At 71.3% G+C, this 12,759-nt stretch carries 14 protein-coding genes; 4 read left to right on the top strand and 10 right to left on the bottom strand.

The features are described from left to right. Nucleotides 1-254: 254 nt before the first annotated feature. Nucleotides 255-476, top strand: a complete 222-nt coding sequence (locus tag ACFY6U_RS38670) for a hypothetical protein (RefSeq protein ID WP_351496697.1) — start codon at nt 255-257, stop codon at nt 474-476. Nucleotides 477-1,985: 1,509 nt separating this feature from the next. Here ACFY6U_RS38670 and ACFY6U_RS38665 read toward each other — a convergent pair. The 10 genes from ACFY6U_RS38665 to ACFY6U_RS38620 all read right to left on the bottom strand — a co-directional run bounded on the left by ACFY6U_RS38665 (nt 1,986) and on the right by ACFY6U_RS38620 (nt 8,764). Further along, nucleotides 1,986-2,273, bottom strand: a complete 288-nt coding sequence (locus ACFY6U_RS38665) for an SCO5918 family protein (RefSeq protein ID WP_390045926.1) — start codon at nt 2,271-2,273, stop codon at nt 1,986-1,988. Nucleotides 2,274-2,337: 64 nt separating this feature from the next. Then, nucleotides 2,338-2,766: a hypothetical protein gene (locus tag ACFY6U_RS38660; protein WP_390045924.1), complete on the bottom strand. Its 429-nt coding sequence runs from the start codon at nt 2,764-2,766 to the stop codon at nt 2,338-2,340. A 129-nt stretch (nt 2,767-2,895) separates the two neighbouring features. After that, complete coding sequence (locus ACFY6U_RS38655) at nt 2,896-4,431, bottom strand: DEAD/DEAH box helicase (RefSeq protein WP_390045922.1); 1,536 nt, start codon at nt 4,429-4,431, stop codon at nt 2,896-2,898. A gap of 298 nt (nt 4,432-4,729) precedes the next feature. Beyond that, nucleotides 4,730-4,936 carry a cold-shock protein gene (locus ACFY6U_RS38650; RefSeq protein ID WP_352356523.1) on the bottom strand — a complete coding sequence of 69 codons (207 nt, stop codon included), beginning with the start codon at nt 4,934-4,936 and terminating at the stop codon, nt 4,730-4,732. Between the two features lie 229 nt (nt 4,937-5,165). Next, on the bottom strand, nt 5,166-5,504 hold the full coding sequence (locus tag ACFY6U_RS38645; protein WP_390045920.1) for a MerR family transcriptional regulator: 339 nt from the start codon (nt 5,502-5,504) through the stop codon (nt 5,166-5,168). Nucleotides 5,505-5,709: 205 nt separating this feature from the next. Then, the gene (locus tag ACFY6U_RS38640; RefSeq protein ID WP_390045919.1) at nt 5,710-5,991 is read right to left on the bottom strand and encodes an STAS domain-containing protein; all 282 of its coding nucleotides are present in this window, start codon (nt 5,989-5,991) and stop codon (nt 5,710-5,712) included. Then, nucleotides 5,988-6,422: a DUF5994 family protein gene (locus ACFY6U_RS38635; protein WP_390045918.1), complete on the bottom strand. Its 435-nt coding sequence runs from the start codon at nt 6,420-6,422 to the stop codon at nt 5,988-5,990. Before ACFY6U_RS38635 ends, ACFY6U_RS38640 begins: the two co-directional genes overlap by 4 nt. A 240-nt stretch (nt 6,423-6,662) precedes the next feature. Then, on the bottom strand, nt 6,663-6,950 hold the full coding sequence (locus ACFY6U_RS38630; RefSeq protein ID WP_384559450.1) for a hypothetical protein: 288 nt from the start codon (nt 6,948-6,950) through the stop codon (nt 6,663-6,665). Between the two features lie 77 nt (nt 6,951-7,027). After that, on the bottom strand, nt 7,028-7,288 hold the full coding sequence (locus tag ACFY6U_RS38625; RefSeq protein WP_390045916.1) for a hypothetical protein: 261 nt from the start codon (nt 7,286-7,288) through the stop codon (nt 7,028-7,030). 1,131 nt (nt 7,289-8,419) lie between these two features. Then, nucleotides 8,420-8,764: a hypothetical protein gene (locus tag ACFY6U_RS38620; protein WP_390045914.1), complete on the bottom strand. Its 345-nt coding sequence runs from the start codon at nt 8,762-8,764 to the stop codon at nt 8,420-8,422. Between the two features lie 632 nt (nt 8,765-9,396). Here ACFY6U_RS38620 and ACFY6U_RS38615 point away from each other — a divergent pair. The 3 genes from ACFY6U_RS38615 (at nt 9,397) to ACFY6U_RS38605 (ending at nt 12,447) form a co-directional block, all read left to right on the top strand. Beyond that, entirely contained in the window at nt 9,397-9,816 is a 420-nt protein-coding gene (locus tag ACFY6U_RS38615) for a DUF5994 family protein (protein ID WP_390045912.1), read from the top strand. A gap of 219 nt (nt 9,817-10,035) precedes the next feature. Further along, nucleotides 10,036-10,710: a hypothetical protein gene (locus ACFY6U_RS38610; RefSeq protein WP_390045910.1), complete on the top strand. Its 675-nt coding sequence runs from the start codon at nt 10,036-10,038 to the stop codon at nt 10,708-10,710. Nucleotides 10,711-11,709: 999 nt separating this feature from the next. Further along, nucleotides 11,710-12,447 (top strand): flavodoxin family protein, encoded by a 738-nt coding sequence (locus tag ACFY6U_RS38605; RefSeq protein ID WP_390045908.1) that lies wholly within the window; start codon nt 11,710-11,712, stop codon nt 12,445-12,447. Nucleotides 12,448-12,759: the final 312 nt, after the last annotated feature.

Below are 12,759 nucleotides of genomic sequence, written 5' to 3'. Positions count from 1 at the left end.
GTAGCCGAAGCCCGGCTCCAGCGGCTCGATCACGAACCGGGAGCGGAACTCGTCGACGACCTCTTCGGTCAACGAGGGACGCTGAGCGATCAGCACGAGGTATTGCCTCCAAGGATTTGCATCCGCTGTCTGGCGCCGCAGGCATGACGGTACGGGCGCCTGCGGACGGTCGGCAGGCCCGGCTCTTACCGGGGAAACTCAAAGATCAGCGAGTCAGCCACCACCGCGGTTCCTAGGCGCATACTAGGGGCAACATGACAAAGCCTGTGGCACCGAAGCGTCATTTGCCCACCAGCCCCTTCAAAGCCCCGACCACGCCGGTCCCCAAACAGTTCGTCGTGGGTGACCGGGTCACCCACGACCTGCACGGTCTCGGCCTGGTGATCGGCATCGAGAACGATGTCGCGGTACTCGTGGATTTCGGCTCGGAACAAGTACGGATCTTGAGCCCGTACGCCAAGATGACCAAGCTGTAGGACCACGATGTCCGGTCCGGGCACACCAGGCCCCTTCACGGAGCCTCGACGAAAGCGAGACCTCATCATCGATCCGACATCGCTGTTCTCCGCCCTGGAAGGACAGAACCGCTGGGCTGTGCCAGCATCATCGGCTCCGACGACGAACCCCTTCCGAGCCCCGGACTTCGGGGAGGACGAAACCTTCTTCGAGGAGGAACAGCCGGCCGCCGCGGGCATGCGTGCGGCGTAGCCCAGGGCGGCAACGCCCCTGAAGTGAGGGTCGGGACCGTTACGGATACCCGCACCCACGGTCAGCAGCAAGGGCCAGAACTCCCACTTGACTCGCCGACGTGCAGCTCCTGGGCGGTGTCCCGATCGCGCCGTCTGCGGGCCGGATCACTTGCCGGCCCTGTCGACGACCACGGTGGGGGTCCGCGCTTTCCTCCGCGCCTGGTGCGCCGAGGCCCGGCTGTTCACCGCGGGCACGCAGGCTCCGGCGCAACGAGCGGCTGGCCGGAGCCGCTCGAACCTGTCGCTCACCAGGGCCTGGCCGAGCCGCGCCCGGCGGGCGGTGCGGTCAGCGTGGTACAGGGTCTGGCCTGCGGAGATGCACTTCTCCCTGAGGGGCGAAGCGGGCGGGGTGCGGTCTGCTCAGTTCGCACCGGCCGTCGCGGTCCGCGCTGCGCGCTGGACGTGTCAGCCACGGCTTTCCCATGGCGGACGGCCCGATGGCCTTCGGCGGCCGACCACCGGACCCCACGCCAAGGCCCATGTCTCCGGCCTTGGCCCACACGCGCTGCCGTAGGTGTACGAGGTGGTGGTCGCGCCGGTGGCGGTGCATGCCGTGCCTGCGTCGGCAGTCTCCGTGGCGAGGGCGGTGCGAGTGACGAGGGTCGGACAGGAGCGTCTCGGTCATGGCCGGCACCTGGTCGGCGCACTCGGTCACGGTGCCAGGCCACCGCCGGGTGTCCCGCATCCAGTCAGCGGCGCCTTCGGGCACGCGAAGGGTACGCAGCCCCCAAATTGGTCTAGACAGCAAACAACCCCCACATCTATGACCTGGGGTTTTGCATTGGAACGGGTGACGAGAATCGAACTCGCGCTCTCAGCTTGGGAGCGACGGCGCCTGACCGGCCGTATGGCCTCCGACCTGCTGTTGACCGTAGGTGTCCGCCCTTAAGGGCACGCCGTGGGCACGGAGTCGTCGGCGGGAGTGGTGCGAGGCGTGCGCGGACCCGGCCGGGGTGCGGTCGGCGGTTCGGCGATGCCCGCCCCACGAACCGGTTGCGTTCGCGAACGCGGAGTGCCCGGGAGTACAGACGGGCCGCGCCGGTCGCCGCCGGGCATCCTCACGGCGGCAACCGGGCGGAGCGGACCATGCCGTTCTCGTGCGGCTCGCGGCTTCTTGCCGAACCGTCGGACCTCACGGGAGCGGGTTCACTGTCCGGCCCGCTCACAGACCGAGTGCCAGGTCCTCGGCTTTTCAACCGGCAAACAGCACATGAATTGCCGTGACTCCGGAAATCGTCACCAGCCGAGCGCGTCCTCGTCGGCCCGCGCGTCCCGGGGCGGCTCGACCTGGGGCGCGTCGTGGCAGGTGAAGCCGAGCCGGGTCAGGGCGCGGCGCATCTCGAACGACGTGAAGTCCCGGCGGTTCTGCCTGGTGATCACTTCCCCGACCTGCATCACGGGGTAGATCCGGCCCTCGATGGTCACGGACACGCCGGTGACGGGCTCGGGCGTGATGCCGTCCATCGACTGCTCGACCTCGCTCTTGGCCAGGTCGAAGGGGAAACGGGCGATGACACAGCGCATGAATTCCTCCGCGGAGATGGGTGAGAACGCCGGGGAACGACTCGGGGGCGGCCGGACGGGGCGGTCAGGGGGTGAGCGCGAGGACGCCCAGGGCGTAGCCGTGGTCGTCGACCACGGGGGAAACGTTCAGTATCCGTATCCGCATGGCGGCTTCCGCGTCGCCGAGTGCGGCCGTCGACGCGGTGAACGGTCCGCGGTCGAGCTGGATGTCGCGCAGCCGGGTCCGGTCGCTGAACCAGGAGCCGCCGCGGTGCGCGGCGAGCTGGGCCCGGGTGACCAGTCCCGCGCACCGCCCGTCCTCGTCCTGGAGGAGCAGGTGCGGAACGCGAGCCCCGATGAGCACGGACAGGGCCACATCGACCGCCATGTGGTCGTCGACCTGCGGTCCGGGGGCGTACAGCATGGCGTCGCGGGCGGTCAGTCCGGTGCCGTCGGTCCTGCCGTGCCGGTGTGTCCGGGGCGAAGCCGGCGTCATCGGCTGAATCGGCGTCATCGGTTTACTCGGCGTACTCGACGTACTCGGCGTACTCGGCGTCAAGGACTTCTCCTCTTCGTCGGGGCGGGCAGGAGGGCGGCGTCTCGGCCTGGCTGCCGGGAGCAGGGCGCGTTTCCCGTGGCCGGGCTATGGGGTCGGCCCGGGGGCGGAGCGCCGGGCTCGGCCCGCGGTCCGGCCGTTCCCGCCCCGTCCGGCCGACCGGTCCTGGCGGTCACGGCCCGCGGCTCCCCTGGCCTCGCGTTGTCCGGCGACCGGCGCGGGGACGGTGACCGGCACGCCGGACGGGGTCCGGGCGCCGGTGATGGTGTGCAGTGCGGCCGCGCCGGGGCGGATCCTGGCCGCGCGCGGGGTGATGCCGGCGTCGGCCATCAGGCGGTCCACCGCTCGGCGCTGGTGCGGCAGGACGAGGGTGACGACGGTGCCGGACTCACCGGCGCGGGCGGTACGGCCGCCGCGGTGCAGGTAGTCCTTGGGATCGCCGGGAGGGTCGACGTTCACGACCAGGTCGAGGTGGTCGATGTGGATGCCGCGGGCCGCGACGTTGGTGGCCACCAGGGCCGTGACGTGGCCGTCCTTGAACCGGGCGAGCGTCCGGTTGCGCTGCGGCTGGGACTTGCCGCCGTGCAGGGCCGAGGCGCGCACTCCGACGGACAGCAGGTGCTCGGTCAGCCGGTCCACCGCGTGCTTGGTGTCCAGGAACATGATCACGCGACCGTCGCGGGCGGCGATCTCGGTCGCGGTGGTGTCCTTGTCGGCGTCGCGCACGTGCAGCAGGTGGTGCGCCATGGTGGTGACGCTGCCCGCCGGCGGGTCGACCGAGTGCACCACGGGGTCGTGGAGGTAGCGGCGCACCAGGAGGTCGATGTCACCGTCCAGAGTGGCCGAGAACAGCAACCGCTGCCCACCTGAGGGGACTTGGTCGAGGAGCGTGGTCACCTGCGGCATGAAGCCCATGTCGGCCATCTGGTCGGCCTCGTCGAGAACGGTGACGGCGACCCGGCCCAGCCTGCAGTCTCCCCGCTCGATGAGGTCCTTGAGGCGGCCGGGCGTCGCGACGACGACCTCGGCCCCGCCGCGCAGGACACTCGCCTGCCTGCCGATCGACATGCCGCCCACCACGGTGGCGAGCCGCAGTCCCAGGGCGCGGGCGTAGGGCGCGAGCGCGTCGGTGACCTGCTGGGCCAGTTCCCGGGTGGGGACGAGGACGAGGGCGAGCGGCTGCCGGGGCAGGGCGCGCCGCCCGTCGAGGCGGGCCAGCATCGGCAGGCCGAAGGCGAGCGTCTTCCCTGAACCCGTACGACCCCGGCCCAGCACGTCCCGGCCCGCGAGAGCATTGGGCAGGGTGGCCGCCTGGATCGGGAAGGGCACGGCCACGCCCTCGGCACGGAGCGCGGCCAGCAGGCGTACGGGCATGTCCAGTTCGGCGAACGCCTCGACCGCGGGCAGCGGCTCGGTCAGGGTGACGGGCGGAGCGAACTCCTGTCGGCGGGCGGTGGAGTGCGCTCCTTGGCGGCTCTTGCGCCCGGCGCCCGGACGAGGACCCTGGTGGCCCGTCTCCTGCTTGCGGAAACGGCTTCCGCTCGTGGAGCCCGTCGAGTGCGGGGCTCTCCCGTTCGAGCGGGAGAGCCCGGAGGTGCCGCCGGTGCGGCGGGTGCGATTCAAGCTGGAACCTTCCTCGATACGGCGTATCGAGGAATTCCGTCCGACGGCGGGCGGCCGTACGAGGAATCACAAGAATGAGCCGAAGAAAAAACGGTACGCCGAGCCTCTCGGTACCGAAGCCAGGGATGTCATCAATCCGGAGATCCCGGAGAACAGGAGAGCCGAACATTTCGGAAACACCGAGATATCCGGGTGTCGGGGTGTACGGGTGACGCAATGGCTGGGGCCCGCACCCCAGGAGTGCGGGCCCCAGCCACATGATGCGCGAGCCACCAGCTCGCGACGCTACACGTCAGTCTCAGGCAGCGACGATGTTCTCGGCCTGCGGACCCTTCTGGCCCTGCGTGACGTCGAAGCTGACCTTCTGGCCTTCCTGAAGCTCGCGGAAACCACCGTTGCTGATGATGTTCGAGTAGTGGGCGAACACGTCGGCGCCACCGCCATCCTGCGCGATGAAGCCGAAGCCCTTTTCCGCGTTGAACCACTTCACGGTGCCAGATGCCATATTGAATCTCCCTTGGGGGGCAGTGCCGGACCCGCACTTTGCGGGGCCGAGTCGCCGCTATGATCACCCCTCCGGAAAGATCCGGAAAGCTATGCAAAGAAAAAACCTCTGGTAACCAAAACCGCAACGCCTATCACGCTAACACAGCCCGGCAGGAACCGGCCATGCACTTTCGTGTCCGTCCGGCGATTCTCATCCCGCCGGAACCGGTATTTCTGCACCGGCGGAACTAGATATTCGCGTCGCCCTCGTCCAGCTTCCGGCGTATTTCACGGTTCTGGCGGAGGGCGTCGTCCAGCTGGTCCTCGAGGAAGACGATGCGGCAGGCGGCCTCGACGGGGGTGCCCTGGCCGACCAGCTCGCGCGCGCGGGCGGCCACGAGCAACTGGCGGCGGGAGTACCGGCGGTGACCGCCTTCCGAACGCACGGGGGTGATCAGCCCGGCCTCGCCGACGGCCCTCAGGAAGGCGGGGGTGGTACCGAGCACGTCAGCGGCCCGGCCCATGGTGTAGGCGGGGTAGTCGTCATCGTCGAGGTTGCCGACGACGGGGTCGTTCTCGGCGGGCATGACACCTTCGTTCCGGGAGCGGTACGGAGGACCCAGGTGTGCGTGGCACCCGTGCTCGAAGGAATCAGCACCATCTGCGTCGTGCCACAACCCTATCTCCGGCGGGCACCGACATGTGGCCTCGCCGTGACAGATTTCCGTCCGGGCGTACTCGATGTCCGTCCGCCCGGCTTCCCGCGCAGAGCCCGGCGAGTCGCCGCACTCGTCACCGGCCGTCGATGCCGGCCCCGGTTCGCGTACGGTACGCCGTCGCCCCGGACGTTCGCCCCTCCCAGGCGTCCTGTGCGTTCGCGTGGGCGGGGAAGCGGCCGAGCATGCCGGTGCAGCGGAAGACGAGGCCGACCGTGTGGTTGTCGTGGACGACGCGGATCCATCCGCCCCGGGCGTGGCAGTCGGACCACGCCTCGCACAGCGGCGGCAGAATGCTGCAGTCGGCGAAGGTGACCGCGCTCAGGTCCACGATGACCACGGGGGACGCGGCCCTCATCCGGTCTTCCCTGCCGTGCCTCCGAGGCGGCCGGTGCGGGCGAGCGCCAGCATCCGCACCGCGGTCAGCGTGTTCTCGGGGTCGTCGACCGCGGCCAGCAGCCGGGCGGCCGTTCCTGCGGACTCCTCGGGCGGGACCACCAGGAGCACCCAGCGTCCCACGGTGCCGCAGTCCAGGGTGATGACGTGTGCCTCGTCTCCGGGACCGGCCGGCTCCACGGTGATCGCCCGGCCGGGCGCCATGACCGCGTGCGGGGCTCCGGGCCATTCGGCGGGGTCGACGGTGACCCGTACCTCGGCGTCCAGGTCCGGTTCCAACGCGGCGACGAGCAGGGGCAGTTCGAGCTCCAGGGCGTCGCAGCGCGGCCACCATGCCCCGTCCAGCGGGCCGTGGCTGATGTCCCGGGTGACGGTCAGGCGAGGCATGGGCATGCGATACGTGTACTCGCTGGGCGCGGACTCGGCCGCGCCGGGCGTTCTGCTGGTTCCCACCGTGCGGTCCCGTCCCGGGCGCCGTGGGAATGGCCGCCCGTCGCGTCACTCGCCGGGAACGGCACCGCCTGCCGCGCTGCGCGAAAGGCTCTCGGTGTCGTCAGGCTGCTCCTGCTCGCGGAGAAGCGGACGGGGCCTGCCCTCCTGCTGCCGTGCCTCTCGCTGCTCCGGTACCTCCCGCTACTCCTGCACCTCCCGCTCCTCCCGTTCCTCCTCCCGCTCCTCCATCAGGCGAATGCCCTCGTGTGTCAGCGACACGGCGGCCGGGGTCCGGTGCGAGGTCCAGTCCACGTTGATCAGGCCCTCGTCGGCCAGGTAGGCGCAGGCGGCGGAGAGGTCCTCGTCGGGCAGGCCCAGCTCGGTACGGAGCGCCGATCCGCTGACCTCGGAGCGGTTGTGCTCCACAGCCCCGTACAGGGATCGCAGGACCGCCTTCCGGTTGTTCTTGCGTTCACGCAGTTTCGTCATGTCTGTCGTTCTCCGAAGTTTTGACGGCCGTGTGGAGAAGGCCGGGACGACGGACCCTCCTGACCGCACGCGCCCGGTCACACCTCGTCGGCGTGTGCCGACGTCTGCCCCGTCGACTCGCCGGCCGCGAGCCACGACCGTGCGGGTTCCGCGGTGCGGGCGGTGTCGAGGGTGAGATGGAGCCGGGTGCCTCCGCCTTCCCCGGCGGGGTAGCTGCGCTGCTCGGTCGAGGCGAAGCAGCGACGGAGGACCTCGGCCACGCGCCGCGCGACCTCCGGGGTCGCGGCGACGATGCGCACCTCCGCGTGGCCCCGGGTGGGCAGGTGGTCGTACTCCACACGGACCTCCTGACGGGCGACCGGCAGAACGCGGACGCGTCGCTGCCCGGTACGCCGGGAGACGGGGCGGGGCGACTGCGGCGCGTTCCACGCGGGCCCGGCCGAATTTTCCAGCGCCCCCTTTTCTGAAGGGTATGCCGGGGAGGACCGGCCGTGCGTGCCATGGTCACACCGACGTCCGGACGGTGGTCCGCCCGTCACGGGGTGCCAGCCCCCGGTGACCGAACGGAGCCGGGCCGGTCGCCCCCTGCCCGGCAGCAGAGGCCGCTCGCGAAGGCGGCTGCCGCTCTCGGCCGGGAGTCCGGTGCACACCGGGGCGTCCCGCGCACGGATTCAGGCACCGGTGCCGCTCCGGCGATCGACGCCGCCGGGTCGGCCGAAGCGGGAGGAGGGATCCCCGACTCACGAGATCGAACGCCTCCGTGCGCTGACACGCCGCCAGGTCGAGAACCGCAGGCAGGAGCCGGGCGAGCTGTATGCCGAGCCTCCGGCGGCAGCCCACGGGCCTGGAACCAGTCGCGCATCAGCGCACCCGCGCGCCGCGCCGTCCCCTCTGTCCGGTTGGCCAAGGGCGCCCGCACGGCGGGCCCGCCGCCGTGGTGGGCGGTGGCAGCCAGGACGCGAACCTCTCCGAAAGGTTCTCCTCCGGAGGAAATCCACCTAGGCTTGCGGCATTCCGCCGTGCCACAGGTTTCCGCGGAAGGCACACCGTTCGGCAGCCTGTCGGCCGCCCGTGCCCCCGAACCCGGGCAAGGATCGAATTCGCAGCCTCCGCAGAACAGCCACCTCTCATGGCCCCCCGGCCGGCTGCCCCCTGTGCGTCACCCCGTCCACTTCCCCTCGTCGCGAGACCGGCGCGGTGACCTTCCCGCATGCCGCTGCACGGTCCGACGTGGGGCACACGGCTCCCGTCGACGCGCCCGAACAATTGGGGGGAGCGGCGCGCGGGGAGCCCGGGCGGCCGCCGTCGAGGTACGGACGACCGGCGGCGGCCGTCGCAGACCGCGGTGCCGGGCCGGAGAACCGGGCGGGGCCCGGGGCAGCGCCTCCGGCCGGAGGCTCGTCTCTCGCCGCTGCCGGGAAGGACTCGGCGTGCGCCCCCGCCGTTTTCCGGCGGGAGCCTGCCGCCGCCTACGTCCGCAGCAGCCGCTGGGTCAGCTCCCGGTACTGCCTCAGCGAAGCACGGAGTTCGGCGGAGTCCGTCTCGGGGTCCCGGTCATGCCAGCCTGCGCGGAGCACCCGACGCACCTCGGACAGGGCGGTCGCGAGCTGGGCGGCGGCTTCGTCGAAGGCGCCCTCGGCCTCCTCCAGCGCCTCGCGCGGGGTGTCCGCGAAGGTGTTGACGGCATGTCCGAGGCGGCGCACGATCTCGGCCCGTCCTTCCGGGGGAAGCAGCGGCTCCGGTCCCGTGGTGCGGCGTCCACCCGGGCCGGGGGGCCGGTCCGCGGGCTGCTGGGCGCGTGTCTGGTCGTACATCGTCGTGTGTACCGCTTCCGTTCGCGATGCGGATCACCGCCTGGAGGCGCCCTTCGCCTTCCCTACGGCCTGATTCGGGCTCCCGAGGACCCGGTCCGCCTGCTCTTCATGGCCCTCGGCCGTCCTGTCAGTCAACGTCCGGCGACGATCGGTGTCAACGCGACGTCTGCCCGATCGCGTCCGGCCGAAGGCCGCTGTTCAGCGGAATCAGGTATCCCCCGACCCGAGGGGTACGGTGGGGGCAGCGAGGGTGTGTCGTGCCTATCCGACAGGTCGTCACCAGCACGCCGCCCATCCCCAGGGGCAGTCCGTGACCCCGGCCGCACCTTCGTCCCAGCGGCCTCCGCCGAGGTCAAGGACCCCTCCATGCGCCCCAGCCCGGTCGACGTCCACCCCACCGGACACCGCCTCGCAGGTCCGGGGCCACAACGGCACCTCCCCCTTCCCGCCGGACGGACCTGCGCCCGCGCGCGACATCGACCGCGGCCAGAAGGACCCCTTGGTCGCCGTCACCCGCCTCCTGAACGCCTCCGTCTGGTGCGCGTCGCACACCCGGCGACACGGGACAGAGGCGCCGCGCGTCGCGCCTGACGGCAACCACGCACCCATCTACGGAAGTTGGCAGCAGCCTCATGACCACCGCACTGCAACCCCCGCTTCCCTCCCACCCCGTCCTCCGCCTGCGCCTGGCGCCCCGCAGCGACCTGCCGCGGTCCATCGACGGAGCGTGGTGGCCGCGCTCCTACGACCTCCTCGTGGAACTCCCGCGACTGCTGGCCGGGTTGCCGCGCGAGTGGGGCCATATCACCAGCGTCACCGTCAACGGGGCGGTGTGGTCCACGGTGCCCGGCCGGATACTCGTCTCCAACCAGGTCGTACGACTGCACGGAGCCCTGGCGGCGAACGCCCCGCACACCGTCGTCCTGCTCGCCCCCGGCCTGGGGCGCTGGGACCTTGTGGTCGTGCCTCCGGACACCACCGACGACGACGCCGAACCGCTCATGGCGGCCGCGGCGGGTGCCCCCCGGGGCAGGCTGCCCCGGACGCCGTGACATCCCCGCCGGCCTTCCCGCCCTGATCCGCCCACACGCACCCGCCCTGTTCCCGGCGGCCACCGGGACGCCGGGGCGCCAGGAGTACGGTGGAGAGACCGAGGGCATGCCGTGCACCGCCTCCGACGCCGGTGCCGTTCTCGGGGATCGACGACGCCGGGTCGGTCTTCGCCCGCGCCCGGGGCAGGGTTGCTCATGCCCGCGCACGTGTTCCTCCCGATGACGTTGACTCTCCCCGCGCTCCGACCCGCACGGGGCAGACCGCGCACTCGCCTGCCGGACCCGGACTCCGCGACGGCGGAGCGCCGGTCCTCGCCCGAGGTGGCGGAGCGCGTCCGCCCGCTGTCCCGCGGTCAGGTCGCTGACCGTCTGCAGGAACTGGGCGACCTGTACGCGGAGACCTCCGGCGGTGACGCGTGGGCGTGGAACCAGGCGCGGGCGACCTTCCTGCTCCATCTCGCGGCCGACTCCCGGCGACCGGGGTTCTCGCTGCTGATCGCGGAGACCACGGCCCTGGCCGGATACGCCTACGGCTTTCCCACGGCGGGCACAGGTCCGTGGGGGCCGAGGTTCCGTGGCCACGTCAGGGAGGGCCTGCTGCGCCGCGCCGTCACCGGCGGGCTCTTCGTCGTCTCCGGCATCGTGGTGCCCCCTCGCGTGCGCCGGGAGTACAAGGACCAGGTCTGGAACCTCGCCCGGCGCCTGCAGCGGCGGTTGCTCTCCGATCACGGCGCCGCGCTCGGCGTCACGCTGGTGGACGCCCGGGACGCCAGGACGGTCGAGACCATGCGGTCCTGGGGCTGGCGGGACGCAGGGGACGGCACCCTCCCGGCCGTGCCGCTGGCCGTGCCGCCCGGTCCGTTCCGCCTTCTGGTACTGGTTCCGGGGACGTGAGCGGCCGTCTCCGCACGGATCACATCTCGGCCCCGGCCGGAGGCAGGGGCAGACGCAGCGCGAGCAGGGCGATGTCGTCGGAGCTGCCGGGCGGCATCCGGGCCGCCAACTGGTCGCACAGCCTGTCCAGCGGTTCGTGGGCGAGTGTGAGGGCGTGGCGGCGCAGTCGACCCGGACTTCGCCATCGTCACACCGTGAGCCGAGGCCCGGCGGCGGACCGGCACTCCGGCCTGAACGGTGCTCGTCGCCGAGACACACGGTGGCGAGGAATCGGTGCGGACACCGAACTCACGTGAAATGGGCTGAGTTGGTTCCACCTCGACCAATGACGCCGGGATCGCTGCCCCGCCGTCGGCCAGGTACCTGGGTGTCATCGCCCCGGCGGTGACCGAGGACGAGAAGTTCCGGTCCGTGCAGAACACGACGCCGGGCACCGTCAACTTCCGCATCGGCCGGGGAGGACCGCTGCCCAGCGGTCGGCACGGCCAACGGACTGCCGCCATTCGCCGAATCCGGCATGGCGGCATCGCCGCGGTGCGAGGAAGCGGCCACCGCGGCCATGGCACCCCGGACATTCCCCTGTCCGGGACGCCAGAGGTCGAAGGCGAGGCCGGCGAAAACCCACGTGGGCGGCAGGCTCGCCGCGAAGCCGCAACCCTCGCCGATCCACTCGCCGAGCGCCCCGTTCTCCGCGACGGCGGACCCTGCGACCACGACCCATCCGCGGATCGGGCCGCCCGTCATGGGTCGTGACGCCAGTCCACGGTGCACGCGGCCACCCGGTCGGGCGGTAGCGGGTCACCCGGCGCACCGGCACATCGATCGCCGCCGGACCAGGATCCCAGCCGGTGTCGGAGTGCGCACGACAGCGGCCGGACGGTACCGGGGCCATTCGGAGGTACTGCGGTGGCACCTGGCGCGGCGGACTCGCACGCTGAACCCCGGACATGGACGCCCCACCACGCACCATTCGGTGGCAAAACCCTTCAGGAGGATCACGTGACCGCATCGCCGCCCGCCGGCGACGCCCCGCCGGCCCGGTACGACGACCTGCGCGCCCTGGTGATCAACTGCACCCTCAAACGGTCACCGGACCCGAGCAACACGCAGGGGCTGATCGACCGCAGTGTCGCCATCATGGACGCGCAGGGAGTGCACGTCGATGTCGTACGGGCGGTGGACCACGACATCGCCACCGGTGTGTGGCCCGACATGACGGAGCACGGCTGGGAGACAGACGCCTGGCCCGACCTGTACCAGCAGGTCATGGCGGCCGACATCCTGGTACTGGCCGGCCCGATCTGGCTGGGCGACAACAGCTCCGTGACGAAGCGGGTCATCGAGCGTCTGTACGCCTGTTCCAGCCTGCTCAACGAGGCGGGGCAGTACGCCTATTACGGCCGGGTCGGCGGCTGCCTGATCACCGGTAACGAGGACGGCGTCAAGCACTGCGCCATGAACGTCCTCTACAGCCTGCAGCACCTGGGGTACACCATCCCTCCCCAGGCGGACGCCGGATGGATCGGCGAGGCGGGCCCCGGACCGTCGTACCTCGACCCCGGCTCGGGCGGCCCGGAGAACGACTTCACCAACCGCAACACCACGTTCATGACCTGGAACCTGCTCCACCTGGCCCGCGCGCTGAAGGACCTGGGCGGCATCCCCGCCTACGGCAACCAGCGCACCGCCTGGGACGCCGGCTGCCGCCACGACTACGAGAACCCCGAACACAGGTAGGGACATTCATGGCCGGAACAGCCGCGCGCGGTCCGGAAGCAGGGTCCGTCTCCGCCGCCGTGCGCACCACTCCTGATGAGGGTGGCACGGTCACGAGGCACAGACGTTCGGAGATCACCGAGGCGGTCGTTCCGCCGTTCGGCTGGTGACGGACACCCGCTTGCACCTCGGGTCCGGACAGCCCACCCGATCTGTGCCAGCTTGAAGGTGTCCTGTTTGTCCGGAACAGGTCGTGGCGTTGAGGGCCGTCCACTTGTGAGCGCGGCTCAAGGACTGGAGGAGACGGCCGATGGCAGGTGGCGGACGGCCGTC

Origin of the sequence: Streptomyces sp. NPDC013157, from assembly GCF_042899865.1 — a bacterium.
In the GTDB taxonomy this organism is placed as follows: Bacteria; Actinomycetota; Actinomycetes; order Streptomycetales; family Streptomycetaceae; genus Streptomyces.
The sequence above is the reverse complement of the archived record's forward strand: the minus strand, read 5'-3'. Positions and strand labels throughout refer to the sequence as shown.